Source organism: Luteimonas sp. TWI382 (assembly GCF_039674545.1).
Taxonomy (GTDB): domain Bacteria; phylum Pseudomonadota; class Gammaproteobacteria; order Xanthomonadales; family Xanthomonadaceae; genus Luteimonas.
Genome location: NZ_JBDJNS010000035.1, coordinates 1 through 26480, shown reverse-complemented (window position 1 = coordinate 26480; position 26480 = coordinate 1). Strand labels below are relative to the sequence as shown.

Below are 26480 nucleotides of genomic sequence, written 5' to 3'. Positions count from 1 at the left end.
CTGCACCGATCTGATGCGACTTTCGCCGACCTTCACTGCAGTCGGAGTTCGCTGGATGGCGCATCACAGCCCCGGAGGCCTCGTCCTTCTGGTCGAGGACAACCGCAATATTTCCGAGCCGGTCGGCGAATATCTCGAAAGCCGGGGATTCGAGGTGGACTATGCCGCCGACGGTCTGGACGCCTACAACATCGCCTCGGAAAACCCGTTCGACGTCATCGTGCTCGACCTGATGCTGCCACGGCTGGGCGGCATCGAAGTCTGCCGCCGCCTGCGCGCCGATGGCCGCAATTCGACCCCGATCCTGATGCTGACCGCACGCGACTCGCTGGAGGAGAAGATCGAGGGCCTGGAGGCCGGCGCGGACGACTACCTGACCAAACCGTTCGATATCAAGGAACTCGAGGCGCGGATCCGGGCGCTGATCCGTCGCGATCGCCGCGAGGTCGGGGCCGCGGTGCTGGAGGTAAGCGATCTGCGGCTGGACCCGGTCTCGCTGCGCGTCCAGCGCGGCGGCCGCGAGCTCAATCTCGCGCCGATCGCGATGAAGATCCTGACCATCCTGATGCGCGAGGCGCCGCGGGTGGTGACCCGCCGGGAGATCGAGCAGGAGATCTGGGGGCTGAGCCTGCCCGACTCCGACACCCTACGCAGCCACTTGTATAACCTGCGCAAGATCATCGACCGCGACCAGCCGGTCCAGTTGTTGCACACGATCACCGGCGCGGGCTACCGGATCGCGGATCTCAGCCGGGCGGTCGCCTGAGCACGACCGCCATGCCGCAACGGCATGGCGGTCGTGCAGCCCCCCGTTGTCGTGCGGCTTCCCCCGCGTCGCGTGGCGCGGCGGAAGGCCCGACGCCCGAGCGCCTAGGGCGTCTTGGCGGCCGTCTTGCGCGGCGCCTTGGACGCCGTGCCGGGACGCGCTGTCTTGCTCGCAACCGCGCCTGGCCCGCGGGCGGTCGTGGCCCGGTTGGTGTTCTTGGTCGCCTTCTTGGTCGCCTTCTTGGTGACCTTCTTCGCAGCCTTCTTCACGGCCTTCTTGGCGACGTTGCCGGCCTCGGCGACCTTGCCGCCGGCGGTCTTCGCCGCCCGCTTGGCGCCCGGACGCGCAGACGTCGTCTTGGCGGTTTTCGCCGCACGCCCCTTCGCAGCGGCGCGTTCGGACGCGGTCCGTCCGGCGCCCTTGCGCTTGAGCGCGGCGATCTCGGCCGCGGCGGCCGACTGCGCGGTCTCCAGCGTCTCGCGCGCTGCCGCCACGCGCCGACTCACCGCATCGGCGGCCTTGGCCACGATGCGGCTGGCGCGATCGCCCAGCGTGCGTGCGCCGTCCGCCACGGCCGCCTCGGCGTGCCGGGCGGAGGTCTCGACCGATGCGGCGGCCGTCCGGACCCGCTTGCGCACGACAGCGACCACCTCGCCGGCGCGCCCGGCGGTCTTCCCCTTGCCCTTGCCCATGCTGCTGCCCTCGTGATCTGCGTACGGGCCCGTCGCCCGCATCGGGCAATGTAACGCGGCCCGATACCGTCGAATAGCCGCGCGTGCCGGTGGCTGGCGGGCAGCCTCGGCAACGCGTGCCCGGGCCTCCAAACCGATGCCCACGGGTGCACAGCCGTCGCAGGACTGCGGACTTCAACACCGATTCAAGCGGACGCGGCGACACTGCGCCGGTGCTGGCGGCCGCCGGGCTTGCAGACGCTTGACCAACGCCGCCGCAGCCACCACGTTCGATTTCCGATCCGATTCGTTCCGCCACGGCCACGCCGACAGGGGATGCCACCGCCATGCGAGCCAAGACCACGCTTCTCGCCCTGACTCTCGCCGCCGCATTCGGCGGCTTCGCCGCGACCGCGATGCGCGACGCGCTGCAACAGCCCGCGGCGGCAACGCCGCCCGGAACCGCCGCGGTGCCGATGGTCGCCCTGCCCGCCGCCGTCGATGGTCAGCCGCTGCCATCGCTGGCGCCGATGCTGCGCCAGGTCACGCCCTCGGTGGTGTCGGTGCATACCAAGCAGCGCGTGCGGGTCAGTCCGTTCGGCAACGATCCCTTCTTCCGGCGCATGTTCCCGGAGCTGTCGCAGGAGCGCATCAACGAATCGCTCGGCTCGGGCGTCATCGTCGATGCCGCGCAGGGCTACGTGCTCACCAACCACCACGTCATCGAAGGCGCCGACGATGTCTCGGTCACGCTGTCGGACGGCCGCACGCTGGAGGCCGAATTCATCGGCTCGGACGTCGACACCGACGTGGCGCTGATGCGGGTCAAGGCGTCGGGCCTGACCGCGATCCCGCTCGCGCAGGACAGCAACCTGCAGGTCGGTGATTTCGTGGTCGCGGTCGGCAACCCGTTCGGGTTCGGGCAGACGGTGACCTCGGGCATCGTTTCGGCGGTCGAGCGCAGCAACGTGCCGGGCGTGGGCTTCCAGAACTTCATCCAGACCGATGCCTCGATCAATCCCGGCAACTCGGGCGGCGCACTGGTCAACCTGCGCGGCGAACTGGTCGGCATCAACACCGCCAGCTTTAACACCCAGGGCAGCATGGCCGGGAACATCGGCTTGGGCTTCGCGATTCCGATCGGCCTGGCGCGCAACGTGATGACCCAGCTGGCGACCACCGGCAGCGTGCAGCGCGGCACGCTCGGCGTCGACACCCAGACGGTCGATGCGCGCATCGCGCAAGGCCTGGGCCTGGAGACGCCGCGCGGCGCTGTCGTCACGCGCGTCTATGGCGGCTCGCCGGCCGCCGACGCCGGGCTGCGGACGGGCGATGTGGTGATCGCCGCCAACGGGCAGCGCATCGACAACAGCGAGTCCCTGCGCAACTTCCAGGGCCTGCAGACGCTTGATGCGCCGGTGACGCTGGAGGTGCTGCGCGATGGCAAGCCGCTGAAGATCGACACCCGCCTGCGCGCACTGCCTCGCGACGGCGCGAGCTTCGACCCGCGCCTGGCCGGCGCAACACTGGCCGACCTGCCCGAGGCGATCCGTCGCCAGAACAATCGCATTGGGGGCGTGCGGATCGAAAAGGTGGCCCCCGGCAGCCGGGCGTTCGACAATGGCCTCCGCGAAGGCGACCTGATCCTGGCGGCCAACAGTGGCGAGTTCCGCGATCTCGCCGGCTTCCGCGATTCGCTGGCCAACCGACCGACCGATCTGGCCATGCGCATTTCACGCGGCGGACGCATCTACAACGTGATCATGCGTTGACCCCATCCGCGCCGTGCGCATCCGCACGGCCCGTCCCACACAGGAGTGAGCGAACATGAGCCCCACCTCCACCGAAGCGGTGAAGTCCAATCTCGGCGAAGCCGGCAACCACCTGGCGCAGGCTGCGCGCGACGCGACCTCGGCCGTGAAGAATGCCGCCGGTGTCGCAGGCGACGAGCTCAAGCTCGGCAAGGCCAGCGTCAAGGCCGATCTCGCCGGTTCGGCCTCGGCCGGCCTGGCCGCCGTCGAGGAAGGCACCGCCGCTGCAAAGGAACAGGCCGATCTGCTCATGGAGAAGGGCCGCGACCTCATCGACAGCGCCGCCGACCTGATCCGCGAGCGTCCCATCGCAGCCTTCGGCACGGCGTTCGCGGCGGGCTGGATCATCGCCAAGCTCGCCCGCACCAAGTAATCGCGGATCGACATGACCGAGCGCGTGACCGGGGAAGACCCGCGCGAGGAGACACCCGCTGGCAGCGCGACCCGTGCTCCCGGCGAGGTGCCGCACCTGGATGAAAGCGTCCGCCGCGTCCGCGCGGCGGCCAAGGAGACCCTGGGCTCGGGGCTCGACACCGGACGCGCGCTGCGCAAGCTGGTCTCGGCCGACTTCGCCCTGGCGCGCAGCGCACTGGGACGGGCCCTGGCATGGTCGGCAGTCTCGGTGGTCTTCGGGGCTTCGGCCTGGCTGCTGGCCATGGGCGCGGCGATCGCGCTGCTGCAGTCCTGGGGCCTGTCGTGGTTGGCGTCGATCTCGATCGCGATGGCCATCAGCCTGCTGGTGACCGCGTTGGCGGCCTGGCGGGTCTCGGTGTTCTTCGATCATGCCGGCATGCACGCCACACGGCGTCAGCTGACCCGACTGGGGCTGTTCTCCGAAAGCGCGCACGACGATGACGACGAGCACGCTTCGCCCCCGCCGTCGGCGCAGACACCGAGGACGCCATGAATTTCGAAGGACTCAAGACACGGGTCGAACGGGCCGAGGCGTTGGTCGACGGGCGCGTGGTGCAGACGCTCGACCGCCATGCGGCATTGCGTTCGAGTTGGCGCGAGGCCTGGACACCGTCGCGCATTGTGATCGCCGGCCTGATCGGTGGGTTCGCGATGGGCGTGTCGCAGCCCAAGCTGGCGCTGCGCCGGCTGGGCAAGCTCGGCGGGCCGAAGTCGTTGCAGATGGTCAGCGCACTTTCGGGTCTGGCCTCATCGATCCAGGCGACGATCGCCGCGGTCACTGCCAAGCAGGCGGCCGACGCTGCCGATGCCTCCGAAGAGGCCGCGACCGATGCCGCCACAGAGACGACGTCGCCGGCGGCAGGCGTCGCCGCGACCGCCACTGCACGCGGCCGGGCCGATGGCGTCGCCGGCGCAGGCGATGGGCCGTCCGCGGAATCGCCCACCGACCGCCGTCGTCCGGAACCGGCCTACGCCGCCCAACCCCGGCCTGCCGAGGCCGCCACCGAAGTCTCGGAATCCGGACGCTGAGCGCGCCCCCGGCGCGCCCTCTTCTTCCATGAGCACCCCGACCACGCCGCCTCCCCCGGAGGATGCACCGCTGCCGGTGCCTACGCCTGTCGCGCCCCGACCGCGCGCGTCGACTGCACTGGTGGTGCTGGTCACGCTCGCGGTGCTGGTCACCTTGTGGGCCGCGCAGGGCGTCATCCTGCCTGTCCTGTTGGCGATGTTTTTCGCATTGATCGGCAATCCGGTGCTCCGCGGCCTGCGCCGCTTGTGGATTCCCCGCTTCCTCGGCGCCTTGCTGGTGCTGGCCGCCGGGCTCACCACCGCCGGGCTGCTGGGCACCCAGCTCTATGGGCCGGCGAGCGAATGGGTGCAGCAGGCGCCCAAGCAGCTGCGTGCGCTGGCACCGCGCCTGAAGCAGATGACCCAGCCGGTGCATCAGGCGAACCGGGCGGCGGAAACCTTCGCCCGTGCGACCGAGGACCGTCCGCAGCGTCGCGTGCAGTTGGTGCGGATCCAGGACGACAGCTCGTGGCGCACACTCGTCGCCACTCCGCGCATGCTCGCCTCGGTGCTGGCGGTGGTGCTGTTGACGTTCTTCTTCATGGTCTACGGCGAGAACCTGCAACGCAACGCGATCGCCCTGCTGCCCGACCGGCAGCGGCGCAAGCTCACGGTCGACATCCTGCAATCGATCGAGCGCGAGATCTCCCGCTACGTGCTGACCATTTCGATCATCAACACCCTGCTGGGCGCGCTGTTTGCCGGCATCTTGCTGTGGATGGGACTGCCGCTGCAGGAAGCGCTGTTGTGGGGCACGGTGGTCGCGCTGTTGAACTTCGCCCCCTATGTCGGTCCGCTGATCGGCGTACTGCTGATGCTGCTGATGGGCTTTGTCAGCTATGACGGCACCTGGCCGACCCCGGCCTGGGCGCCGGTGATTCCGGCGGCGATCTATCTGGCGCTGCACACGCTCGAAGGCCAGTTCGTCACCCCGATCGTGCTGGGTCGACGCATGGCGCTGTCGCCGCTGATGCTGGTGCTGGCGCTGCTGCTGTTCGGCTGGATGTGGGGCATCGTCGGGCTGCTGCTGGCGGTCCCGTTGCTGGTGTGCGTGAAGCTGGTGCTCCGCCGCCTGGAAGGCTTCGAGGGCTGGGCACGGCTGCTGGCCTGAGCGCGCCCGTTACAATGGCCGCATGCGATTCCCGATCCGTGCCATCACCATCGATCTCGACGACACCGTGTGGCCGTTCGCGCCGATCGGCGCACGCATCGAGCAAGCGCTCGACACGTTCCTGCGCGAACACAGCCCGGTGACTGCCGAGCGCTACCCGATCGAACGCATGCGCGCACTGCGCGCGCAGGTGTTCGCCGACAACGCGCACCTGGCGCACGATGTCGAGGCCCTGCGCCAGCTCACGATCGAGCACGCGCTGCGCGACAGTGGCGGCGATGTCGGCCTGCTCGACGCGGCCTACCGGGTGTTCCACGCCGAGCGCAACCGCATCGAGTTCTATCCCGACAGCCTCGATGCGCTGGCGCGGATCGCCGCCCGCGTGCCGATGGCTGCGCTGACCAACGGCAATGCCGATATCGAGCACATCGGCCTGTCGCATCTGTTCGCGTTCAAGCTGGCCGCGCGCGAGCACGGCGCGGCGAAGCCGGAGGCAAGCATCTTCCATGCTGCCTGCACGCGGCTGGGCTGCGCGCATGCCGACGTGCTGCACGTCGGCGACCACATCGAGATGGACGTAGCCGGCGCCGCGCGTGCAGGGCTGCGCAGCTGCTGGATCAACCGCGAGGGCCGCCACTGGGAACATCCCGAGCTGGCTCCCGACCTCGAATTCGACACCCTCACCGCGCTCGCCGACTGGCTCGACACCGTGCCGACCGCTGCCGACGACGCCTGACCGGACCCGCCCATGACCGACATCACCGACGTGTTCGCCGCCGACGCGCGCGACGCCCGCCCGCTGCACATCGTCTCGCGCAAGGACTATGCCGCTTGGCGCGACGGCCAGCCGGCGGCCATCGGCCACTGGCTCGATGCCCAGGCCTTCGACGGCGCACCGGGCACGTTGGCCCTACTGCCCGGCGACGAGGGACTGGCCGGCGCGGTGATCGGCATCGGCGATGCGCACGATCCCGACAGTTATGCGCATGCCGTCTACGGCCTGCCCGAGGGCTGCTGGCGACCGGTTGGCCACGACGCGGCCGAGGCGCTGCAGTTGGGCTGGGGCCTGGGCGCGTATCGCTTCACCCGCTACAAGGCCACCGCCCGCAAGCCGGCGCGGCTGGCCGTCGAGCCGGACCCGGCGATCGTCGACCTGATCGCCGCAACCGCGCGCGTGCGCGACCTGGTCAACACCCCGACCGAAGACATGGGACCCGAACAGATGGAGGCGGTGGTCGGCGACATCGCCGCCGCGCATGGCGCCACATTCGAAAGCATCGTCGGCGACGCATTGCTGGCGCGGAATTTCCCCGCCATCCATGCCGTGGGCCGCGCCTCGCACCGTGCGCCGCGCCTGCTGCACCTGCAATGGGGCGACGCCTCGCACCCGCATGTGGCCATCGTCGGCAAGGGCGTGTGTTTCGACACCGGCGGCCTGGACATCAAGCCGGCCGACGGCATGCGCAACATGAAGAAGGACATGGGCGGCGCGGCGCACGCGATCGCGCTGGCCGAACTGGTCATGGCGCGCCGGCTGCCACTGCGGATCACGCTGCTGGTGCCGGCGGTCGAGAACGCGATCGGCCCCGACGCGCTGCGACCGGGCGAGGTCATCGCCACGCGCAAGGGCATCAGTGTGGAGATCGACAACACCGATGCCGAGGGTCGTCTGGTGCTGTGCGACGCGCTCGCCTACGCCGCCGAGCAGTCGCCCGGCACGCTGCTCGATTTCGCCACGCTGACCGGTGCGGCGCGTATCGCGCTGGGGCCCGACCTGCCTGCGCTGTTCGCCAACGACGATGCCCTGGCCGCCGCCTGGATCGCCGGCGGCGAGGCCACCCGCGACCCGGTCTGGCGCATGCCGCTGTGGCGGCCGTACCTGCGCTATCTGACCAGCGGCATCGCCGACATCGCCAATGCCGGCTCGCGCATGGCCGGCAGCGTTACCGCGGCGCTGTACCTGGAGCGCTTCGTGCCTGGCGACCTGCCCTGGGCGCACCTGGACACCTACGCCTGGAACGACAGCAGCCGTCCGGGCCATCCGCAGGGCGGCGAGGCGCTGGGCCTGCGCGCGGCCTGGGCGATGCTGCAGGCGCGCTGCGGCTGACCGACCGCAGGCCGACGGCGTGGCGGCAACCCCGCGTCGTCAGCGCAGCCAGCCGCGCCGTGCGGCCGCGCGCGCGAACAGCCAGATCGAGCCGACCACCAGCACCAGCAGCAGCGGCATCCAAGGGCCGGGCGGAAACAGCGCGGGCTGCAGCGCCAGGCCGGCCCCGACCAACGCCGCGACCGCGACGAAGGCCGCAAGCAGCATCGGCACCGCCCAGCGGCGGGCCAGCAGCAGCGCGACCGAACCGGACGTGCCGGCGACCACGGCCAGGCCGGAGACGAGATCGAACCAAAACGGGATCGCGGTCGCGGCGGTCTCAGCCTGCGCCGGCAGCGTGGCCAGCCGCAGCATCAGCAGCAACAGGCCGAACAGGTACCACAGCAATGCGATGAGGGCGACGACACGGCCGCCCAGCGGCATCGAGGATCGGATCACGGGGCCTTCCGGCAGACGTGCACAGGTGAGCACGGGCCATCGAGGCTAGCAGCCCGCCGTCGTCGCGCACACCCTGTCGCCGTTGCCTGACCGCATGCGGCCGTCGCTACAGCCAGCCTTTCTGGCGCGCGAGCCGATAGGCCTCGATGCGGTTGCCGGCGCCCAGCTTGCCGATGGCCTCCGACAGATAGTTGCGTACGGTGCCATGGGAGAGCTGCAGCCGCGCCGCGATCTGGGTCGCATCCAGGCCCTCGCCGGCAAGCCGCAGGGCCTGCCGTTCGCGCTCGCTCAGCGGATCGGGCTCGCTCCAGGCCTCGAGCGCGAGTTGCGGGTCGATCGCCCGCCCGCCGTCGTGGACCCGGCGCAGGGCCTGGGCGAGTTGCTCGGCCGGCGCATCCTTGAGCAGATAACCGCCGACGCCGGCATCGAGCGCACGGCGCAGGTAGCCGGACCGCGCGAACGTGGTGACGATGACCACGCGCACCGGCAGCCCATGGCGCTGGATGCGCTGCGCAAGCTCCAGTCCCGTGAGACCGGGCATCTCGATGTCGGCGACCAGCACGTCCGGTGCCAGCCGCTGCAGTGCGCGCCAGGCCGATTCGCCGTCGCCGACGCTGCCGACCACGGTCAGGTCGTCTTCCAGATTCAGCAGTGCGGCCAGCGCGCCGCGCAGCATCGCCTGGTCCTCCGCAATGAGGATGCGCAAAGGTGCGTCGGCGGTGGGCATGCGCGGCATGGCGCGACGTTAGCAGGCGCCGGCGCGCAGGCGCGCCCCGGGCGCGGGCTGCAACGGAATGCGCGCATCGACGCAGGTGCCACCGGCGCCGCCCTCCACGTGCAGGCGACCGCCCAGTGCCTCGATGCGTTCGCGCATGCCCGACAGGCCATTGCCCGGCACGATCGCACCGCCGCGGCCGTCGTCGACCACCTGCAAGCGGATCGCATCGCCCTCGCGCGAGAACGTCGCCTGTGCGCCGTGCGCACCCGCGTGGCGCTGCAGGTTGGTGACCGCCTCGCGCAGCGTCATCGCCAAGGCCGTCTCCACCTCGGGCGGCAGGCCTGCATCGGCGACGTTGGCATGGAGCACGTAGTCGAACGCGATCCCGTCGGTCTCGAGCAGCAAGCGCGACGACGCGAGTTCGGCGGCGAGCCCGGCCGCGCGGATGCCGCTGACCGCCTGGCGCACCTGCGCAAGCGCATCGCGCGCGATGCCGCCGACCTCGCCGATCTCGCGGCGGGCGCCGTCTGGATCGCGCTCCACAAGCCGCGACGCAAGATCGGCCTTCAGCGCGACCATCGACAGCGTGTGCCCGAGCAGGTCGTGCAGATCGCGCCCGATGCGCTCGCGCTCGGCGACCGCGGCCAGGCGCCGGACCTCGTCGTGCGACAGCCGCAGTGCCGCATCCTGTGCGTGCCGCAGACGGTCGACGTGCACCAACATGCCGATCACCCCGGTGGTGAGCGGCATCCAGGCCAGCGCCGTCCACGGATAGCCGAGCCAGCGCGCCCAGATCAGCAACCCCGCATTGAGCGCCGCCAGCGTCAGCGCATAGCGCCACACCGACCCGCGCGACAGCGTGCCGAGGAAGACGCAGCCGAACACGAAATAGCTCAACCCCGACACGTACCAGGGCAGCATCGCCAGACACATCGCGATCATCGCCGCCGCGCACCAGGGCGCGCGGCGCGGCGGCAGGACCAGGGCGCCGACGAACAGCGCCAGGAAAGCCGGATACGACAGCAGCGTCAGCATCAGCCAGCGCAGGTCGTAGCCGCGCGGTGAGAACATCGGCACCACGAACACCCAGATCGACCACAGCGCGTGGATGCCCTCGCTCCACGCTGGCCGGCCCTGGCGCAAGGCCAGCCCGAGTACCGAATCGGGCGCCGGGCGCAACCCTGCGATGGGCCGGAGGCATGCGTTGTCGGTTATCTGGGCGCTCACGGCCGCCAGCGTAACCGGCCCGGCGGGCGGCAGGCGATCTGCGTCCACGCCGTCAGCCCACCCGCGCCAGCCGACGCAGCGCGAGCCCTGCGCACACCAGCGTCGTCGCCGTCAGCACCGCGATGTGGCCGCCGACGCCGCGCCCGGCATCGGCCCCCAGCACTGCGAGCGCGAGCTGGCTGTGGTGGTAGGCGGGCCACAGCGGCGCCAACTGCGCCAGCGCATCGGGCAGCATCGACAGCGGCAGCCACAGCCCCGACAGAAAGGCCATCGGCAGGAACAGCAGGTTCGCCCAGGCCGGCGCGGCGTTGGCGCTGGCGACGCTGCCCAGCAGCAGGCCGATCGCGCAGAACGGCAACGCGCCAAGCACGGTGACCGCCCACAGCTGCGCCCATTGCGCGGGCGCCAGCGACACACCGCCGAACGTCGTGGCCAGCGCCGCCAACTCCAGCACGATCACCAGCGAGAACAGCAGCGCGATCGCGGCTCGCGCCACCAGCCAGGCGCCCCCCGGGGCTGGCAGCGCGCGTTGCAATGCAAAGAACCCGCGCTCGCGGTCGATCGCCAGCGTCACCGAGCACCCGAACAGGCCCGCGCCCATCGCACCGAACACGCCATACGTCGCCAGCAGATAGCGGGCGACCTCGGCACTGCCCCGGTTGCCGCCGAGCACGAGCCCGAACATCGCGTAGAACAGCGCGGGAAACAACAGCGTGGGCAGCACGTACATCGGTTCGCGCAGCAGCCGCAGCAGTTCGCAGTGCACCGTCTGCGCCACCGCGCGCACCATCGGGGCCCGCCTGACCGACGCATCGCGCCGTGCCTGCGCGCTCATGCGCCTGCTCCCGCCTGCGCCTGCCCAGGCAGGGCCGTCAGCGCCTCGGCCAGGTCCGCGCTGCGCACCTCGAGCCCACTGACCTGCGGATCGGCCTGCAGCAGCCTGCGCACCATTGTGTCCGCGTCGTCGGCCATGATCGTCAGGCGGCTCCCCGTCCGACTCACCGACGCGACCCCCGGCCAGGTCACGATGGCGCTTTCCGGCAGCGCGCTGTCGCAGGCGACGCGCCGCTGCGCGACCCGCGCCCGGACCGCATCGACACTGCCGGCAACGCAGACGCGGCCTGCAGCCAGCACCACGACACGATCCGCCAGCGCTTGCGCTTCGGCCATGTCGTGCGTGGTCAGCAACACGCCCACCCCATTGGCCACTAGAGCGCGGACCGCCTGCCAGACCTGCTGCCGGGCATCGTGGTCCAGGCCGGTCGTGGGTTCGTCGAGGAACAGCAATTGCGGATGGCCGCACAACGCCAACGCGAACTGCACGCGCCGTTGCTGCCCGCCCGAGAGCCGGCCATAGCGCCGCGCCAGCAGCCCCTCAAGTCCGGCCAGGGCGACGCAGTCCGCCAGGCTGCGCGGCGCTGGATACCAACTGCGCACCAGCGCCAGCAATTCGCCGACCCGCAGCCGCTCGGGCAACTGCGCCTGCTGCAGCATCACGCCGATCTGCCGTCGTGCGACCGGGTCGGCAGGCGGGCGGCCGAACAGCCGGGCCTCGCCCCGGTCGGCGGGTTGCAACCCGAGCAGAACGTCGATGGTCGTGGACTTGCCCGCCCCATTGACGCCGAGCAGCGCGGTGACCTGGCCGGGCGGCACCGCCAGGTCGACGCCGTCGAGCGCGCGAACGCGCCCGCGGTCACGCGTGACACCGCGCAGACACGCGAGCGGATCAACGACGGCAGGTGCAGATGCGTTGGCGATCGCGGACATGGACATCGTCGTGTCTCCTTCTGACGGGCGCCCAGTCTCGGCGTCGGGCTGGCGCGGCATCAGGCGCAAACGTCAGCACGATCGTCTGACAGCTGTCACGTGCCGCCGGCGCCTGCGGGGCGGCAGACTGTGCCGATGCGGCCCCCTCGGCCGGCCATGGCCGCCGGCAGATTGGAAACCGTCGTCCCCCGCGGTCACACTGACCGCGGTTCTCCCGTCCAGGCTCCGATGAACACGAACGCAGACCTGCTCAAGGAACTCCGCATCGACCGCAGCGCCCCGCCCCCGTCGCGTCGCCGCCTGTGGATCGGGCTGGGCATCGCGGCCGTGGTCGCGCTCGTCCTGCTGCTCGCGGCCTGGCTGCTGGCGCCGCGCGCGATCGAGGTCGAGACCACGGGGGTGGCCGCGGCCAGTGCGCCGGGCAGCGCTGGCGGCTCGGTCCTCGACGCCAGCGGCTACGTCGTCGCCCGCCGCATGGCGACCGTGTCGGCCAAGATCACCGGCCGCGTGCGCGAGGTGCGGATCGAGGAAGGCCAGCACGTGCAGGCCGACGAGATTCTCGCCACCCTCGACCCGATCGACGCCGATGCCCGGCGCGACCTGTCCGCCGCCCAGCTCGAGGCCGCGCGCAGCCAGGTCGCCGGCGTGCAGGCGCAGTTGACCGAGGCCGCCGCCAACGCCGAGCGCCTGCAGGCCCTGGTCGGCCAGCAACTGGTGTCCAAGGCGCAGTACGAGCAGGCCGTCGCCCAGCGCGACGCCCTGCGTGCGCAACTGGCCACCGCCCGCCGCAACGCCAGCGTCGCCGACGAGCAATTGCGGATCTCCACGATTGGCGTCGACGACACCCTGGTGCGCGCGCCGTTCGCCGGCGTGGTCATCGCCAAGGCCGCGCAGCCGGGCGAGATCGTGTCGCCGCTGTCGGCCGGCGGCGGCTTCACCCGCACCGGCATCGGCACCATCGTCGACATGGATTCGCTCGAGGTCGAAGTCGATGTCGGCGAGTCGTACATCGGCCGGGTGTCGCCGGGCATGCCGGTCGAGACCACGCTCAACGCCTATCCCGACTGGAGGATTCCCGGCAGCGTGATCGCGATCGTGCCGACCGCCGACCGCGGCAAGGCAACGGTGAAGGTGCGCATCGCGCTCGACGCCAAGGACGCGCGCATCGTGCCGGACATGGGGGCGACGGTGAGCTTCCTTGAGCAGGCGCGCCCGGCCCAGGACGCCGATGCGCCGCGGTTGTCGCGTGTGCCGGCGACCGTGCTGGCCGAGCGCGATGGCGCTCAGGTGGTGTTCGTCATCGACGGCGACGTCGTGCGCCAGCGCACCGTCGAACTGGGCCAGCGCATCGGTGGCAATGTCGAGATCGCATCCGGGGTGGCGCCCGGCGATGTGCTGGTGGTCGATGCGCCCGATGCACTCGCCGACGGCAGCCGCGTCCGGGTCAAGGACTGACCCACTGCAAGGCGCATTCGCGCAGATGGTGCGACCGACGACAACACGCTGCGCGCCTTGAGCAGCACCGCAATTTCCAGATCACGAAAGGGGGAATGACGATGGCACTGGTGTCGATCCGCAACCTCACCAAGTCCTACCAGCGCGGTCCCGAGCGGGTCGAGGTCCTGCACGGCGTCGATCTCGATATCGCCGAAGGCGATTTCATCGCGCTGATGGGCCCCTCGGGTTCGGGCAAGACCACGCTGCTGAATCTGATCGGCGGGCTCGACACGCCCACCGGCGGCGAGATCTCGGTCAACGGCGAGCGCATCGATCGGATGGGCGGCGGGCAACTGTCGAGCTGGCGCAGCCGCAACGTCGGCTACGTGTTCCAGTTCTACAACCTGATGCCGGCGCTGACCGCGCAGAAGAACGTCGAGCTGCCGCTGTTGCTGACCAAGCTTTCGGGCGCGCAGCGCAAGCGCAACGCGCAGATCGCGTTGACCCTGGTCGGGCTGTCGGACCGCACCTCGCACAAGCCCAACGAACTGTCGGGTGGCCAGCAGCAGCGCGTGGCGATCGCACGCGCGATCGTCTCCGACCCGACGCTGCTGATCTGCGACGAGCCGACCGGCGATCTCGACCGGCAATCGGCGCAGGACATCCTGGGCCTGCTGCAGACGCTCAACCGCGAACACGGCAAGACCATCGTCATGGTGACCCACGACCCGAAGGCCGCCGAGTACGCCAGCCACACGTTGCATCTGGACAAGGGCACGCTGGTCAGCGAGCACGCAGCGGCGGCTTGATCTGAAGCCCTTCCCGCACGCGGGGGAGGGTTGGGTGGGGGCAAACGATCAGTTCGATGAAGAACACCCGCACGCATTGTGCGGGCCGCACTTCTCCGCGATCCGATCCCTCACCCCCATCCCGGCCTTCCCCCGCTAGCGGGGGAAGGTGCGAAGCCATCACCGAATTCCTGAACTACACCGGCAGGACATCCCATGAAATACCTGCATCTGGTCTGGGCCGCGCTGATGCGCCGCAAGACCCGCACCGCGCTCACCGTGGCGTCGATCGTCGCCGCCTTCCTGCTGTTCGGTCTGCTCGATGGCATCCGGGTGGCGTTCGAGCAGCTCGGAAAGAATGCCGATGGCGCGCAACGCCTGCAGACCGCATCGCGGCTGTCGTTCATGGAGACCCTGCCCAAGGCACTGGGCAAGCGCATCGAACTGGTCGACAACATCGAGGCGGTGACCTACGCCAGCTGGTTCGGCGGCACCTACCAGGGGCCGCGCAACCAGATCTTCAGCTTCGCGGTCGCGCCCAACTATCTCGACCTGTATCCGGAGATCGACGTCGCGCAAGCCGAGCGCGACGCGTTCGCGAACACGCGTACCGGCGTGCTGGTCGGCGAGAAGCTGATGCAGCGCTTCGACTGGAAGCTCGGCGACCGCATCCCGCTGCAGTCGTCGATCTTCCCCAACAGCGACGGCTCGATGAACTGGTCGTTCGACATCGTCGGCGTGCTGCGCAACCGTGGCGGCAAGCAAGGCGGTTTCAACGACCAGATGCTGCTGATGCACTATGACTACTACGCCCAGTCCACGCCTTACGTGGACAACGAGGTGGGCTGGTACGTCAGCCGGGTGTCGGACGTGCGCCGCGCCGATCGCGCCGCCAAGGCGATCGACGCGTTGTCGGCCAACTCGCCCAACGAGACGCGCACGATGACCGAAGGCGCGGCGATCGCCTCCCAGCTCAAGCAGATGGCCGACATCGGCATGATCGTCAGCGCGATCATGGGCGCGGTGTTCTTCACCCTGTTGCTGCTGACCGGCAACACGATGGCGCAGGCGGTGCGCGAGCGCACCTCGGAACTGGCTGTGCTCAAGACGATCGGCTTTTCCAGCACCAGCGTGTTGATGCTGGTGCTGGCCGAATCGATGGTACTGGTGGTCTTCGGCGGCGTGCTCGGCCTGGGCCTGGCGGCCGCGGCCAGTGCGGTGCTCAACCTCGTGGCCGGGGACATGATCCGCCTGCCAGGGATCGAGTGGCGCAGCTGGCTGTTGGGGCTGGGCCTGATGGGTGCGATCGGCCTGGTCGTCGGCGCACTGCCGGCGCTGCGCGCGATGCGCCTGAACATCGTCGATGCCCTCGCGGGCCGCTGAGGAGACCGCCATGCTTCCGTTGCTCAAATCCCTGCTGCAGAACGCCGCCCTGGGCGCGGCCCTGCTCGTCGCGCTCGTCGTCTGGATCCTGGCGCCGTGGTACGTGCTGCTCGCGGCCGCGCTCGCGGTCGCGCTGTGGATGAGCCTCAGCCGCGGTGGGCGCCAGGCGGCGTCGGTCAGCCACGTCGGCATCAGCACGCTCGGCCAGCGGCTGGGCGCCTCGTCGGTGGTGGTGATCGGAATCGCCGGCGTGGTCGCGGTGCTGGTCGCACTGCTGTCGATGGCAGAAGGTTACCGACAGACCGTCGGCAGCACGGGCGATGCCACCAATGCGATCGTGCTGCGCGGCGGCTCGATCGCCGAGGTGATGTCCACGCTCGACCGCGCGACGATCAACACAGTCATGCAGGCACCGCAGATCGCCCGCAGCGCCGACGGCCGGCCGCTGGCCTCGCCCGAGCTCGTCGTCGCCGCGACGCTGCCGCTGCGCGGCGGCGCGCCCGACGAAGACGGCAGCGTGCAGTTCCGCGGCGTCGGCGACATGGCCTTCCAGGTGCGGCCGAAGCTGCGGATCGTCGACGGGCGGATGTTCGAGACCGGCAAACGCGAACTGGTGGTCGGCAAGGGCGCACGCAAGCAGTTCGCCGGACTCGACCCGGGCCAGTCGATCCGGCTGGGCAGCGACACCTGGCAGGTGGTCGGGACGTTCGAGGCGGGCGATGCGACCGACTCGGAGATCTGGGCCGATGCCGAGGTCGTCGCGACCACCTACCGCCGCGGTTCGACGCGTGCGTCGATCACCGCGCGGTTGACCGATCCGGGTGCCTTCACCGCCTTCAAGGCCGGCCTCGATGCCGATCCGCGCACCCAGGTCGAGGTCAGCACCACGCTGGACTACTTCGCCAAGCAGTCGGAGGGCATGTCCAAGGTGCTGCGCGTCATCGGCATCGTCGTGGGCTCGATCATGGCGGTCGGCGCGGTGTTCGGCGCGCTCAATACGATGTTCGCGACGGTCGCGGCGCGGGCGCGCGAGATCGCGACCCTGCGCGCGATCGGCTTCCGCGGCTTGCCGGTCGTGGTCGCGGTCATGCTCGAGACGATGCTGCTGGCGCTGCTGGGTGGCCTGCTCGGCGGCGCGATCGCCTGGCTGCTGTTCGACGGCTACGGCGCCTCGACGCTCGCCGGCGGCGTCGGCCAGATGACGTTCGAGTTCCGGGTCACGCCCGCGCTGTTGTGGGGCGGGCTGAAATGGGCACTGGCGATCGGCTTCGTCGGCGGGCTGTTCCCGGCGGTCCGTGCGGCGCAGCTGCCGGTGACCACCGCGCTGCGTGCCGGATGAGCGGCGGCGATCCGGCCACGCTGTCGAACACGAACCTGCAGCGCGAGATCCAGGCGCTGCAGGCCCGCGCGTTCGAGCGCTACGAGGACGCAGCGCTGCAGGCCGAGGCGGCGCCCGACCGCGCCGAGGCCATCTACGCCCGCGCCGAGCGCGAGACCGCGCCGTTGATTGCGCGCGCCAACGCGCTCAACGCCGAACGCGTCGCGCGCTATCGCCGACGCGCGGCGCGCTGGCGTCAGGCCGCAATCGCCGTGGCGGTCGTCGGCAGCGCCGTCGTCGTCTGGCTGCTTGCGACGCGCTAGCACGGCACCGCGCGACCGGGCGCACTCAGTCGTCGCGATCCAGCAGGCCGTCGGCCTGCGCCTGCCGGACATCCTCGGGCGTGTCGAGATCGCGCTGCAGCGCCGGCGCCTCCAGGCGGAACAGCCCGCCTTGCGGCAGCGCCGCGAGCAGCGCACCGAAGCCCCGATCGCCGTGCAACGCCTCGACCTGCGCGAACAGTGCCGACGACAGCACGGCCGGAATGCCCGGGCGATCGCCATGCAGCGTCGCCGCGCAGCCGAACGCCGCTTTCGCCCCGCCGACGAGCAACGCGCGCAGATGCGTCGCTTCGAGCGCAGGCTGGTCGACCCCGACCACCAGCACCGGTCCGGTATGTCCCTGCAGCGCGCGCGCCGCGGCGGCGAGACTCCCGGCAAGCCCCGCGCGCCATTCGGGCACGTCGCAGCGCTCGCCGGGTGCGGACGCCAGGGCGGCGGCGACCGCATCGCGATGGCCGCCCAGCATCACCACCAGCCGGTCGGGCGCGGTCTCCGCCGCGAGCCGCACCGCACGGACGACCAGCGGTTCGCCCGCACGACGCAACAGTTGCTTGGGCCGGCCCAGGCGCGTGCTGCCGCCGGCAGCGAGCACGACGGTGGCATGGCCGGCCGCGTTGCGCGGAGCGGCAGCAGGGCCCGCGGCTGCATTCGCATCGGAACTGGACATCGCGTCACTGTGCCAGAGCTTGCGCCCTGGGACGCTCGGATCGATGCGCTGAACGCGCACCGTCTGTCATGCCGTTGTCATCGGAGTGCGATAGCAGCGCCGCCGATCGGCTCGTTAGTCTGCGCGGCCGTTGTCGCTGCGGCCGTCCGATGCTCCGCCTTGCTGCCCTGCTGCTCGCCTGCCTGCTGGTCGCCGGGTTCTCGTCGTGGCCGGGTCTGGCGGCATCACTCGCCGCCCATCTGGTCGCGCCTGACGGCGCATCGCCGCTGCTGCCGCAGGCACGCCTGGAGGCCGCTTACGCACGGCTTCCGCACCGCAGCGGTTATGTGGCCACCGCGTCGGGCGTGCCGCTGTTCTGGCGCGCGCTCGATCCAGGCGACTACCGGATGGACTACGCCTGGACACGCCCGCCGAGCGAAGCCGCGCCCCTGGAGGTGCACCTGGACTTCCAATCGCCGGTCGCGACCGGCGCCGCCCCGCGCGGCACGGTGGTGCTGCTGCATGGCTGGATGATGGACGGCGGTTCGCTGCTGCCGTGGTCGCTGGCGCTGGCGCAGGCCGGCTACCGCACGATCACACTCGACCTGCGCAACCACGGCCGCTCCGGCGCCGCGCCGTCGGGCTACGGCACACGCGAGGCTGCCGATGTCGTCGATGCGGTCGCCGCCTTGCGTGCGCGCGGCGAGGTGGTCGGGCCGATGTCGGTGTTCGGCGTGTCCTACGGCGCAGCGACGGCGCTGTTCGCCGCGACCGATCCGCACCTGGCGGCGCACCGAATCGTGGCCCTGGAGTCGTTCGCCAACGCCGGCGGCGCGATCCGCGCGATGGTGCCGCACATGCTCGCCGACGATACCGGCGACTGGCAGGCGCGGCTCACCCGACGCTGGCTGCGCTGGCGGGTCGATGCGGCGACGCTGGACACGGCGATCGTGCAGGCCGGCGCCATGTTGGACCTGCCGCTGGACGAGATCGATGTCGGCGCGGCGCTCACTCGCGTGCCCGGCTGCGTGCTGCTGATCCATGGCCGCGCCGATCGGCACGTCCCGGTCGCGCACGGCCGTGCGCTGGCCGCCGCCGCGCCGCGGGCGCGCTATCTCGAACTGGCCGGCGAGGACCACCTCAGCCTGCCGATGCAGCTCGACCTGCTGTTGCCGACGGTCGTCAATTGGCTGGACGCACCGACGTGCCCTGCCCGCGCGCGCGTTGCGCCGGCCAAGGCCTGATCCGCGCTCAGGCCTGTTGCGCGACGATCCGCCGGCGCGCCTGCAGATAGCCGTCGACCGCGAAGATCACCAGCCCCGCCCAGATGAAGGCGAAGCCGGTGGCCCGGTCGGCGCCGAACGCTTCGCCAAAGAAGAACACGCCCAGCAGCAGTTGCAGCGTCGGACCGATGTACTGCATCAGCCCGACCACCGTCAGCGGCACCCGCCGCACCGCGTAGGCGAAGCAGATCAGCGGAATCGCGGTCAGCGCGCCGCCCATCACCAGCAGCACATCGGTGAGGCCACCCCAGCGCAGCGAGAAGAAACCGCCGCCACCCCGCAGTTCCAGCCAGGCCAGCGCCAACAGCGCCGGCCCGAACACGAACAGGTTCTCCACCCCCAGGCCTCTGACCGCCTCGACCGCCGCGAACTTGCGGATCAGCCCGTACAGCGCGAACGAGCCGGCCAGGCACAGCGCAATCCACGGGAAGCTGCCGTAGTTGAAAGTCAGCCACAGCACGCCGCAGGCCGCCAGTGCAACGGCGATCCATTGCGGCCGCGACAGCCGCTCGCGCAGGAACAGCACGCCGATGACCACGTTGAGCAGCGGGTTGATGAAGTAGCCCAGGCTCGCCTCGACCACATGCCCGCTGTTGACCGCCCACACGTACAGGCTCCAATTGCCGGCGATCAGCACGCCCGACAGCGCCAGCATGCCGGCCAACCGCGGCTGGGCGATGGTCTCGCGCAGCCAGCCGCGTCCATGGCGCAGCGTCAGCCACGCGGCCACGAGGATCGCGCACCAGATCGCCCTGTGCAGCACGATCTGCAGCGACGGCACCTCGCGCAGCAGATGCCAGTACATCGGCATCAGCCCCCAGATCACGAACGCCGCGGCGGCGATCCATGTCCCGCGACGGGCCTGCACGGCGTCGTTCATGCCTCGTCTCCGGTGGCGACGGGCGTGGGCGCCTTGCGCGCACGCCCGAGCGTGATCGCCACCACCGCCGCCAGGATCACCGCCATCGCGCCCAGGTCGTGCGCGGTGAACCGCTCGGCGGCCAGCCAGGCGCCGAGCACCACCGCGATCGCCGGATTGACGTAGGCGTAGCTGCTGGCCAGCGTCGGGCGGACGTTGTGCAGCAGCCACACGTAGGCGGTGAAGCCGACGATCGAGCCGAACGAGGCGAGATAAGCGAGTGCAAGATGGCCCTTGGGGGTCGGTGGCACGTCCAGCCGCTCGCCCAGCAGCAGGCCGGTCGTGAGAATCAGCACGCCACCGGCGAGCATCTGCGCGGCCGCGGCCATGAACGGCGACGGCAGGTCGCGGCCGCGGCTCCAGACCGAGCCGAACGCCCAGGCCAGCGGCGCGATCAGCAGCGCGACCAGCCCGGCCGGCGTCGAGGTCAGCGAGCTGCCGGCGTTGAGCCACACCACGCCGACGAAGCCGATCGCCAGGCCCGCCCATTCGACAGGACCGGGCCGCTCACCGCGCAGGACCGAAAACAACGCCACCCAGATCGGCACCGACGCCACCGCGACCGCGGCCATGCCCGACGACACGCTCTGCTCGGCGATGCAGACCATGCCGTTGCCCAGCCCCAGCAGCAACACGCCCATCGCAATCACGTTCGGCCACTGGCCGCGCGTCGGCGCCGGCACGCCGCGCAGGCGCAGCACGGCGTACATCAGTGCACCAGCGGCGATGAAGCGCGAACCGGCCATCAGCAACGGCGGATAGCCGCCTTCCAGTGCGAAGCGGATCGCAAGGTAGGTTGAGCCCCAAACCACGTAAACGGCCGCCAACGCCAGGCCGATGGCCAGTACCGACGCCGGACGCACACCGGACGCGTTGCTCATGGGGGCAGTTCCGAAAGAGAGGGCAGACCCGCATCAGCGGGCCGCAGATTCTACGCCGCGCGCCCGTTGCATGGCTGGAATGGCGGTGTTGCATGGCGCAGCGTTTCCGGTGCGACAGCGACGGCGCGAGCGCCTGCCCTGCCTGTGCAAGCCTGCTTGCGTGAGCAGCGCCGCGCATCGGGCTGAGAGCCGCGTCATGGCGCCCCGCCACCCGGATTCGAGCGCCCAAACGAAAGCCGCCGCGACGGGCGCGGCGGCTTTCCTCGAGCGACTGCTGTGGGGACTCAGCGCGCCCAGCGGCCGGGGCCGGTCGACTCGGGCAGCACCGAGGCCGAAAGCTTGCGGTCGTTGTTGAGCAGGCGCACAGCGTCGGCCAGGATCGCCGACGCTTCGCGCAGCAGCGGGTCCGGGCGTTCCTCGGCCGCCTTTTCCAGGCGGGTCTGCTGCGCGATTGCGCGCTCGCTCGCCTGCAGGCCGTCATCGTCGGAATCCTCGGCCAGCGGGTCGAGTTCCAGGCCCAGCGCCTTGCGCTCTTCCTGGCGCTGCGCACGCTTGGCGGTCTGGCGGTCGCGCTCGGTACGCCGCTCGGCCTCATTGAGCGAGACCCACTTCTTCTCGCGCTCGGCACGGAACTCGGCGATGTCCTCGGCCCACCACTGGAATTCCTTGTCGGTGGCGACACGGGTCTGGTGGCGCTGTTCGAGCTGGGGCAGCAGCGCGCCGAAGTTGCCGTACTGGGTGTGCGGCACGGCGGCGATGCGCGACCACGGCAGGGCGTTGTCGTAGGTGCTCTCGCCGAACTCGGTCGCATCCACCGTCACCGGGAAGTGGATGTCCGGCTCGACGCCCTTGTTCTGCGTGCTGCTGCCGCCGGGCAGGAAGAACTGCGCGATGGTCAGCTTGACCTGCCCGTAACGCTTGTTCTCGTTGGCCGGCCAGCGATCGAGATCGACCAGGTTCTGCACCGTGCCCTTGCCGAACGTGGTCTCGCCGATGACCAGCCCGCGCCCGTAGTCCTGGATGGCGCCGGCGACGATTTCCGATGCCGAGGCCGAACCGCGGTTGATCAGCACGGCCAGCGGGCCGTCCCAGGCGACGCCGGGATCGCGATCGGCCTGCACGCCGACACGGCCGCCCGACTCGCGCACCTGCACGACCGGGCCTTGATCGATGAACAGGCCGGTCAGTTCGACCGCTTCGTTCAGCGACCCACCGCCGTTGTTGCGCAGGTCCAGCACCACGCCGTCGACCTTGTCCTGCTTGAACTGCTCGAGCAGGCGCGCCACGTCGCGCGTTGCCGAGGCGTACTCGCCGTTGCGGCTGCGGCGCCCCTCGAAGTCCTGGTAGAACGCCGGCAGCTTGATCACGCCGATACGCTTGTCGACGCCGCCTTCGGTGGCCGGCAGCGTCAGCGTCTCGGCCTTCGCGGCCTGTTCCTCCAGGCGCACGCGTGCGCGGGTGAGCGTGATGCGCACCGGCTCGCTGTCGAGCGTGGCCTCGGCGGGGATCACGTCCAGGCGCACCTGGGTGTCCTTGGGACCCTTGATCTTGTCGACGACATCGTCGATGCGCCAGCCGATCACGTCCTCCATCGGCCCGTTGGTGCCCTGGCCGACGCCGACGATGCGATCGCCGGGCTTGAAGCGGTTGCTCATCGCCGCCGGTCCGCCGGCGATGACCTCGCGGATCACCACCACGTCGTCCTGCTTCTGCAACTGCGCGCCGATGCCCTCGAGCGACAGCGACATGCTCTGGTTGAACAGCCGCGCAGCACGTGGGTTGAAGTAGTCGGTATGCGGGTCGATGACGCCGGTGTAGGCGTTGAGGAAGCTGCTGAAGGCGTCTTCGTCGTTGTAGGCGGCGACCGTGTTCGCCTGGTTGAGGTAGCGTCGATCGAGCGTCTTGCGGATCTCGTCGGGCTGTTTGCCCGCCAGCTTCAGGCGCAGCCAATCGTTGCGCACCGACTGCCGCCACAGGGTGTCGAGCTCGGCGCCGTCGGCCGCCCACGCAGCGTCCTTGCGGTCGTATTCCCAGCGGTCGTTGCCGCTGAAGTCGAAGATGTCCTGCGAGAGCAGGTTACGGGCCTGCGCGGTGCGCTCGGCGACGCGGGTCTTGAACAGCGCGAAGATCTCCAGCGCCGGGGCGATGTCGCCGTCGCGCACTGCCGCGCCCATCTTCGGCCGAAGGGCCTCGAAGCGGGTGATGTCCTGTTGGGTGAAGAAGACCTTGCCCGGGTCCAGATTCTCGAAGTACCGGTCGAAGATCTCGCTCGACATGCCGGCATCGAGCGGACGGGGCCGATAGGCGTAGCGGCTGTCGGACAGCAACCCGTAGACGAGCTTGGAGGCTGCGACCTGATCCACGTTGGGCGCCGCCGGGACCTCGGCGATGGCGTCGGGCCTGGCCATCAGCGCCAACGGCACCGCCAGCGCCAGGGCGATCAGTGAGCCGGAAACGACACGGGAAGCTTTCATTCGGTGTCCTGCGCTGCGGGTTCGGGAATCATGGACAGCTCGTTGAGCCTGTCGCGTGAATAGACGTGATGACAGTGCCGAAAGTTGCATGTCCGATGCAAGCCGGACGCGCGATCCGTTGTGTTGCAGACACCCGGCATCCCGCCGCAGCCCGGCGTTCACCCATTCGTCAGACTCGGCCCCGCGGGCCGGGCACGGCTCAGGCCGCGACGCCGGCTTCCATCGCCTGGCGATCGGCGTGGTAGGACGAACGCACCAGCGGGCCGGACGCGACGTGGCTGAAGCCCAGCGCCATGCCGTAGTCCTCGAGCGCCTTGAACTCCTCGGGGGTCCAGTAGCGCAGCACCGGATGGTGGTGCGCCGAGGGCTGCAGGTACTGGCCGATGGTGATCATGTCCACGTCGTGCGCGCGCAGGTCGCGCAGCGTGCCCTGCACCTGCTCCATGGTCTCGCCCAGGCCGAGCATGATGCCCGACTTGGTCGACACCTCCGGGTGCTGGGCCTTGAACTTCTGCAGCAGGGTCAGCGACCATTGGTAGTCGGCGCCCGGCCGGACGTTGCGATACAGGTCCGGCACGGTCTCGACGTTGTGGTTGAACACGTCCGGCGGATCGGTCTGCAGGATCGCCAGTGCGCGCTCCATGCGGCCCTTGCCGCGGAAATCGGGCGTGAGGATCTCGATGCGGATGTTCGGCGACTGCGCGCGGACTTCGCGGATGCAGTCGACGAAATGCTGGGCACCGCCGTCGCGCAGGTCGTCGCGATCGACCGAGGTGATCACCACGTACTTCAGACCCATGTCGGCGATCGTGTTCGCCAGGTTCCGCGGCTCGGACGCATCCGGCGGCTTGGGGCGGCCGTGGGCGACGTCGCAGAAGGAGCAGCGGCGGGTGCAGACCTCGCCCAGGATCATGAACGTCGCAGTGCCGTGGCCGAAGCACTCATGGATATTCGGACAGCTGGCTTCCTCGCAGACGGTGACCAGCCGGTTCTCGCGCAGCTTCGACTTGAGCGCGGCGACCGCGCCATTGGACGGAATGCGCACGCGGATCCACGACGGCTTGCGCAGCACCGGCGCCTGCGCGAACTGCACGGGCGAACGGGCGATCTTGTCGCCGGCGACCTGCTTGACGCCAGTCTCCAGCGATGCCGGCGGCGCGGACACCACCTGCAGCGGAATCGATTTGTCGGCGGTCTGGGTCATGGCGAAGGCATTGCGCGGATCGGGTCGTCCATTGTAGGCCCCCGCCCCCGCAGTGTCTGCGGCCGGCGGGAGACGCTGCGTGTCAGCGGGGCGGGACGGCCTCGGGAAGCGCTGGGGCCGGCGCATCCGCCAGATCCAGACCGAACTGCTGCGCCAGGTGCGCCAGCAGCACCGGCGCGACCGTCTCCATCGATGCGCTGCCACCCAGGTCGGCCAGCGAGATCACCTGCAGACCCTGGTAGCCGCAAGGATTGATCCGCTGGAACGGCTCGAGGTCCATCGCGACGTTGAACGCGAGCCCGTGGAAGGTGCGGCCCCGCCGGACACGGATGCCGAGCGCGGCGATCTTGGCATCGGCGACATACACGCCGGGGGCGCCTTCGCGGCGCACCGCCTCGATGTTCCAGTCGGCCAGCGTGTCGATGACCGCCTGCTCGATCCGGCAGACGTACTCGCGCACACCGACCTTCAGCCGCGGCAGGTCCAGCAGCGGGTAGACCACCAGTTGGCCGGGCCCGTGGTAGGTCACCTGTCCGCCGCGGTCGACCTGCACGACCGGAATATCGCCCGGCGCCAGCACGTGCTCGGGCTTGCCGGCCTGGCCGAGGGTGAACACCGGATCGTGCTCGACCACCCACAGTTCATCGCCGCTGCTCGCATCGCGGGCATCGGTGAAGCGCTGCATGGCCTGCCAGACCGGGATATAGGGCTGGCGCCCGAGCCGGCGCACGATCGCGGGGAGCGGCAGGGACACGTCGGTCATCCCCAAGCCCCCGCGAACGCCGGCACCAGGCCGCCCCGCGGCACGGATGCCCCTTGCAGGAACGCGCACAGGATCCTGGCGACCGGATCGTCGCCGGCCCGCTCGAGTCGGGCCAGCGCGCGGCGGTCGGTCTGGAGCTCGGCGAACGCCGGCGCCTCGCCGGCTTCCGGCGGCGCCTCGGCCCAGGCCATCGGCCAGTCCGGCAGCAGCGGGGCGGCACGCTCGGCGCAGACCAGCAGACGGACCTCGCAATGCCGCGGGTCGGCAGCGATCCGCGAGAACAGCGCATCGACCACGGCGGCGGGCCCCTCCAGCAACTGCATGAACAGCCCGTCGCGCAACGCCAGCAGGCCGCCGACACCGCGTTGCGCGTTGGCTTGGCGCGAATGCTGCAACAACGCACGCATGTAGGACGCGGTGAACTCGTACAGCTGCCCGCTGCGATAGAGCAACTGCCGGTTCACGCCCTGGACGCCCCGCGCGTTGAGTGCGGTCCAGTCACAGCGTCCACTTGACCTCGGGGTGCGCGCGCAGCGCTTCGTGCGCGGCGTCGTACTGGGCCCGCGTCTCGGCGCGGATGCTCAGGCGCACGGACACGTAGCGTCCGCCGCTCGAAGCACGGGTGTTCACCGTCTCGTGCAGCACGGCCACGCCGGCATCGCCGAGCAGCCGCGGCAGTTCGGTCTCCAGGCCGGCATCGGCGGCGCCCATCGCAGTGAGTTCGAACACGCCGGGAAACTGGAAACCGTGCTCGGGGTTATCTGATTTGATGTCCATCGACGGATTATCGGGGCTGTTGGCGCCGAACCCAAGCGATCGCGGTGCGAGCCCCCGCCCACAAAACCGGGGTCAGAGTGCAAATTAGCGACCCCAAAATGCAAAATGAACCCCGGTCCGAACCCCCGCGCGACCCCGGTGGGAAAAAAGAAAAAGCCGGCAAGTGCC

28 protein-coding genes are annotated in these 26480 nt (G+C 70.3%); 14 read left to right on the top strand and 14 right to left on the bottom strand.

Translation table 11 applies throughout. From position 1 onward, the window contains the following. The first annotated feature begins 55 nt into the window (after window positions 1-55). Window positions 56-766, top strand: coding sequence for a response regulator transcription factor (locus tag ABE505_RS16030; protein WP_346442847.1), 711 nt, complete (start codon window positions 56-58; stop codon window positions 764-766). Window positions 767-870: 104 nt separating this feature from the next. Here the strand turns inward: ABE505_RS16030 and ABE505_RS16025 are convergent, their stop codons facing one another. After that, complete coding sequence (locus ABE505_RS16025; protein ID WP_346442845.1) at window positions 871-1458, bottom strand: hypothetical protein; 588 nt, start codon at window positions 1456-1458, stop codon at window positions 871-873. 326 nt (window positions 1459-1784) lie between these two features. Here ABE505_RS16025 and ABE505_RS16020 point away from each other — a divergent pair, with 326 nt between their 5' ends. From ABE505_RS16020 to ABE505_RS15990, 7 genes are read left to right on the top strand one after another with little or no spacing between them, the layout of a single operon-like run. Further along, on the top strand, window positions 1785-3209 hold the full coding sequence (locus tag ABE505_RS16020) for a Do family serine endopeptidase (protein WP_346442843.1): 1425 nt from the start codon (window positions 1785-1787) through the stop codon (window positions 3207-3209). A 55-nt stretch (window positions 3210-3264) separates the two neighbouring features. After that, entirely contained in the window at window positions 3265-3621 is a 357-nt protein-coding gene (locus ABE505_RS16015) for a hypothetical protein (protein WP_346442841.1), read from the top strand. Window positions 3622-3633: 12 nt separating this feature from the next. Then, on the top strand, window positions 3634-4155 hold the full coding sequence (locus ABE505_RS16010; protein ID WP_346442839.1) for a phage holin family protein: 522 nt from the start codon (window positions 3634-3636) through the stop codon (window positions 4153-4155). Next, window positions 4152-4691 carry a protein sip-5 gene (locus tag ABE505_RS16005; protein WP_346442837.1) on the top strand — a complete coding sequence of 180 codons (540 nt, stop codon included), beginning with the start codon at window positions 4152-4154 and terminating at the stop codon, window positions 4689-4691. Before ABE505_RS16010 ends, ABE505_RS16005 begins: the two co-directional genes overlap by 4 nt. Before the next feature lie 28 nt (window positions 4692-4719). Further along, on the top strand, window positions 4720-5841 hold the full coding sequence (locus ABE505_RS16000) for an AI-2E family transporter (protein ID WP_346442835.1): 1122 nt from the start codon (window positions 4720-4722) through the stop codon (window positions 5839-5841). 22 nt (window positions 5842-5863) lie between these two features. Further along, window positions 5864-6577: an HAD-IA family hydrolase gene (locus ABE505_RS15995; RefSeq protein WP_346442833.1), complete on the top strand. Its 714-nt coding sequence runs from the start codon at window positions 5864-5866 to the stop codon at window positions 6575-6577. 12 nt (window positions 6578-6589) lie between these two features. Further along, window positions 6590-7948, top strand: a complete 1359-nt coding sequence (locus ABE505_RS15990) for a leucyl aminopeptidase family protein (RefSeq protein ID WP_346442831.1) — start codon at window positions 6590-6592, stop codon at window positions 7946-7948. Between the two features lie 39 nt (window positions 7949-7987). Here the strand turns inward: ABE505_RS15990 and ABE505_RS15985 are convergent, their stop codons facing one another. From ABE505_RS15985 to ABE505_RS15965, 5 genes are all read right to left on the bottom strand, one after another. Next, complete coding sequence (locus ABE505_RS15985) at window positions 7988-8386, bottom strand: hypothetical protein (protein WP_346442829.1); 399 nt, start codon at window positions 8384-8386, stop codon at window positions 7988-7990. 106 nt (window positions 8387-8492) lie between these two features. Further along, complete coding sequence (locus ABE505_RS15980; protein ID WP_346442877.1) at window positions 8493-9113, bottom strand: response regulator transcription factor; 621 nt, start codon at window positions 9111-9113, stop codon at window positions 8493-8495. An 18-nt stretch (window positions 9114-9131) separates the two neighbouring features. Continuing rightward, entirely contained in the window at window positions 9132-10331 is a 1200-nt protein-coding gene (locus tag ABE505_RS15975) for a sensor histidine kinase (protein WP_346442828.1), read from the bottom strand. A gap of 52 nt (window positions 10332-10383) precedes the next feature. Then, on the bottom strand, window positions 10384-11166 hold the full coding sequence (locus ABE505_RS15970; RefSeq protein ID WP_346442826.1) for an ABC transporter permease: 783 nt from the start codon (window positions 11164-11166) through the stop codon (window positions 10384-10386). Continuing rightward, entirely contained in the window at window positions 11163-12104 is a 942-nt protein-coding gene (locus ABE505_RS15965; protein WP_346442824.1) for an ABC transporter ATP-binding protein, read from the bottom strand. Before ABE505_RS15965 ends, ABE505_RS15970 begins: the two co-directional genes overlap by 4 nt. A gap of 222 nt (window positions 12105-12326) precedes the next feature. Here ABE505_RS15965 and ABE505_RS15960 point away from each other — a divergent pair, with 222 nt between their 5' ends. The 5 genes from ABE505_RS15960 to ABE505_RS15940 all read left to right on the top strand — a co-directional run bounded on the left by ABE505_RS15960 (window position 12327) and on the right by ABE505_RS15940 (window position 17347). Continuing rightward, window positions 12327-13553, top strand: coding sequence for an efflux RND transporter periplasmic adaptor subunit (locus ABE505_RS15960; RefSeq protein ID WP_346442822.1), 1227 nt, complete (start codon window positions 12327-12329; stop codon window positions 13551-13553). A 95-nt stretch (window positions 13554-13648) separates the two neighbouring features. Further along, entirely contained in the window at window positions 13649-14344 is a 696-nt protein-coding gene (locus ABE505_RS15955) for an ABC transporter ATP-binding protein (RefSeq protein WP_346442821.1), read from the top strand. Window positions 14345-14539: 195 nt separating this feature from the next. Continuing rightward, window positions 14540-15706: an ABC transporter permease gene (locus ABE505_RS15950; RefSeq protein WP_346442819.1), complete on the top strand. Its 1167-nt coding sequence runs from the start codon at window positions 14540-14542 to the stop codon at window positions 15704-15706. Window positions 15707-15716: 10 nt separating this feature from the next. After that, on the top strand, window positions 15717-17045 hold the full coding sequence (locus ABE505_RS15945) for an ABC transporter permease (protein ID WP_346442818.1): 1329 nt from the start codon (window positions 15717-15719) through the stop codon (window positions 17043-17045). Continuing rightward, window positions 17042-17347 (top strand): hypothetical protein, encoded by a 306-nt coding sequence (locus ABE505_RS15940; protein ID WP_346442816.1) that lies wholly within the window; start codon window positions 17042-17044, stop codon window positions 17345-17347. Before ABE505_RS15945 ends, ABE505_RS15940 begins: the two co-directional genes overlap by 4 nt. Window positions 17348-17372: 25 nt before the next feature. Here ABE505_RS15940 and ABE505_RS15935 read toward each other — a convergent pair whose 3' ends face one another. After that, a complete protein-coding gene (locus ABE505_RS15935) occupies window positions 17373-18032 on the bottom strand; it encodes an NTP transferase domain-containing protein (protein WP_346442815.1) in 660 nt (219 codons plus the stop codon). A 149-nt stretch (window positions 18033-18181) separates the two neighbouring features. Here ABE505_RS15935 and ABE505_RS15930 point away from each other — a divergent pair, with 149 nt between their 5' ends. Further along, the gene (locus ABE505_RS15930) at window positions 18182-19255 is read left to right on the top strand and encodes an alpha/beta fold hydrolase (protein WP_346442813.1); all 1074 of its coding nucleotides are present in this window, start codon (window positions 18182-18184) and stop codon (window positions 19253-19255) included. Between the two features lie 7 nt (window positions 19256-19262). Here ABE505_RS15930 and rarD read toward each other — a convergent pair whose 3' ends face one another. From rarD to ABE505_RS15895, 7 genes are all read right to left on the bottom strand, one after another. Continuing rightward, window positions 19263-20174 carry an EamA family transporter RarD gene (gene rarD, locus ABE505_RS15925; RefSeq protein WP_346442811.1) on the bottom strand — a complete coding sequence of 304 codons (912 nt, stop codon included), beginning with the start codon at window positions 20172-20174 and terminating at the stop codon, window positions 19263-19265. Continuing rightward, window positions 20171-21094 carry a drug/metabolite exporter YedA gene (gene yedA / locus ABE505_RS15920; RefSeq protein WP_346442810.1) on the bottom strand — a complete coding sequence of 308 codons (924 nt, stop codon included), beginning with the start codon at window positions 21092-21094 and terminating at the stop codon, window positions 20171-20173. Before yedA ends, rarD begins: the two co-directional genes overlap by 4 nt. Window positions 21095-21378: 284 nt before the next feature. Further along, a complete protein-coding gene (locus tag ABE505_RS15915; protein ID WP_346442808.1) occupies window positions 21379-23568 on the bottom strand; it encodes a carboxy terminal-processing peptidase in 2190 nt (729 codons plus the stop codon). Window positions 23569-23767: 199 nt separating this feature from the next. Further along, entirely contained in the window at window positions 23768-24772 is a 1005-nt protein-coding gene (lipA, locus tag ABE505_RS15910) for a lipoyl synthase (RefSeq protein WP_346442806.1), read from the bottom strand. Window positions 24773-24854: 82 nt separating this feature from the next. Further along, the gene (gene lipB / locus ABE505_RS15905) at window positions 24855-25535 is read right to left on the bottom strand and encodes a lipoyl(octanoyl) transferase LipB (RefSeq protein ID WP_346442804.1); all 681 of its coding nucleotides are present in this window, start codon (window positions 25533-25535) and stop codon (window positions 24855-24857) included. Then, complete coding sequence (locus ABE505_RS15900) at window positions 25532-25999, bottom strand: BLUF domain-containing protein (RefSeq protein ID WP_346442802.1); 468 nt, start codon at window positions 25997-25999, stop codon at window positions 25532-25534. The genes lipB and ABE505_RS15900 overlap by 4 nt, the downstream gene beginning before the upstream one ends. Window positions 26000-26033: 34 nt before the next feature. Further along, entirely contained in the window at window positions 26034-26312 is a 279-nt protein-coding gene (locus ABE505_RS15895) for a DUF493 family protein (protein ID WP_183427812.1), read from the bottom strand. Window positions 26313-26480: the final 168 nt, after the last annotated feature.

Coding starts and splice junctions, on each gene's coding strand:
- ABE505_RS16005 (WP_346442837.1), top strand. CDS start 4,152: ATGAATTTCGAAGGACTCAAGACACGGGTCGAACGGGCCGAGGCGTTG.
- ABE505_RS15980 (WP_346442877.1), bottom strand. CDS start 9,113: ATGCCCACCGCCGACGCACCTTTGCGCATCCTCATTGCGGAGGACCAG.
- ABE505_RS15955 (WP_346442821.1), top strand. CDS start 13,649: ATGACGATGGCACTGGTGTCGATCCGCAACCTCACCAAGTCCTACCAG.
- ABE505_RS15930 (WP_346442813.1), top strand. CDS start 18,182: ATGCTCCGCCTTGCTGCCCTGCTGCTCGCCTGCCTGCTGGTCGCCGGG.
- ABE505_RS16000 (WP_346442835.1), top strand. CDS start 4,720: ATGAGCACCCCGACCACGCCGCCTCCCCCGGAGGATGCACCGCTGCCG.
- ABE505_RS16020 (WP_346442843.1), top strand. CDS start 1,785: ATGCGAGCCAAGACCACGCTTCTCGCCCTGACTCTCGCCGCCGCATTC.
- ABE505_RS15965 (WP_346442824.1), bottom strand. CDS start 12,104: ATGTCCATGTCCGCGATCGCCAACGCATCTGCACCTGCCGTCGTTGAT.
- ABE505_RS15915 (WP_346442808.1), bottom strand. CDS start 23,568: ATGAAAGCTTCCCGTGTCGTTTCCGGCTCACTGATCGCCCTGGCGCTG.
- ABE505_RS15945 (WP_346442818.1), top strand. CDS start 15,717: ATGCTTCCGTTGCTCAAATCCCTGCTGCAGAACGCCGCCCTGGGCGCG.
- ABE505_RS15970 (WP_346442826.1), bottom strand. CDS start 11,166: ATGAGCGCGCAGGCACGGCGCGATGCGTCGGTCAGGCGGGCCCCGATG.
- lipA (WP_346442806.1), bottom strand. CDS start 24,772: ATGACCCAGACCGCCGACAAATCGATTCCGCTGCAGGTGGTGTCCGCG.
- yedA (WP_346442810.1), bottom strand. CDS start 21,094: ATGAGCAACGCGTCCGGTGTGCGTCCGGCGTCGGTACTGGCCATCGGC.
- ABE505_RS15995 (WP_346442833.1), top strand. CDS start 5,864: ATGCGATTCCCGATCCGTGCCATCACCATCGATCTCGACGACACCGTG.
- rarD (WP_346442811.1), bottom strand. CDS start 20,174: ATGAACGACGCCGTGCAGGCCCGTCGCGGGACATGGATCGCCGCCGCG.
- ABE505_RS15935 (WP_346442815.1), bottom strand. CDS start 18,032: ATGTCCAGTTCCGATGCGAATGCAGCCGCGGGCCCTGCTGCCGCTCCG.
- ABE505_RS16025 (WP_346442845.1), bottom strand. CDS start 1,458: ATGGGCAAGGGCAAGGGGAAGACCGCCGGGCGCGCCGGCGAGGTGGTC.
- ABE505_RS16010 (WP_346442839.1), top strand. CDS start 3,634: ATGACCGAGCGCGTGACCGGGGAAGACCCGCGCGAGGAGACACCCGCT.
- ABE505_RS16015 (WP_346442841.1), top strand. CDS start 3,265: ATGAGCCCCACCTCCACCGAAGCGGTGAAGTCCAATCTCGGCGAAGCC.
- ABE505_RS15940 (WP_346442816.1), top strand. CDS start 17,042: ATGAGCGGCGGCGATCCGGCCACGCTGTCGAACACGAACCTGCAGCGC.
- lipB (WP_346442804.1), bottom strand. CDS start 25,535: ATGACCGACGTGTCCCTGCCGCTCCCCGCGATCGTGCGCCGGCTCGGG.
- ABE505_RS15990 (WP_346442831.1), top strand. CDS start 6,590: ATGACCGACATCACCGACGTGTTCGCCGCCGACGCGCGCGACGCCCGC.
- ABE505_RS15950 (WP_346442819.1), top strand. CDS start 14,540: ATGAAATACCTGCATCTGGTCTGGGCCGCGCTGATGCGCCGCAAGACC.
- ABE505_RS15895 (WP_183427812.1), bottom strand. CDS start 26,312: ATGGACATCAAATCAGATAACCCCGAGCACGGTTTCCAGTTTCCCGGC.
- ABE505_RS16030 (WP_346442847.1), top strand. CDS start 56: ATGGCGCATCACAGCCCCGGAGGCCTCGTCCTTCTGGTCGAGGACAAC.
- ABE505_RS15960 (WP_346442822.1), top strand. CDS start 12,327: ATGAACACGAACGCAGACCTGCTCAAGGAACTCCGCATCGACCGCAGC.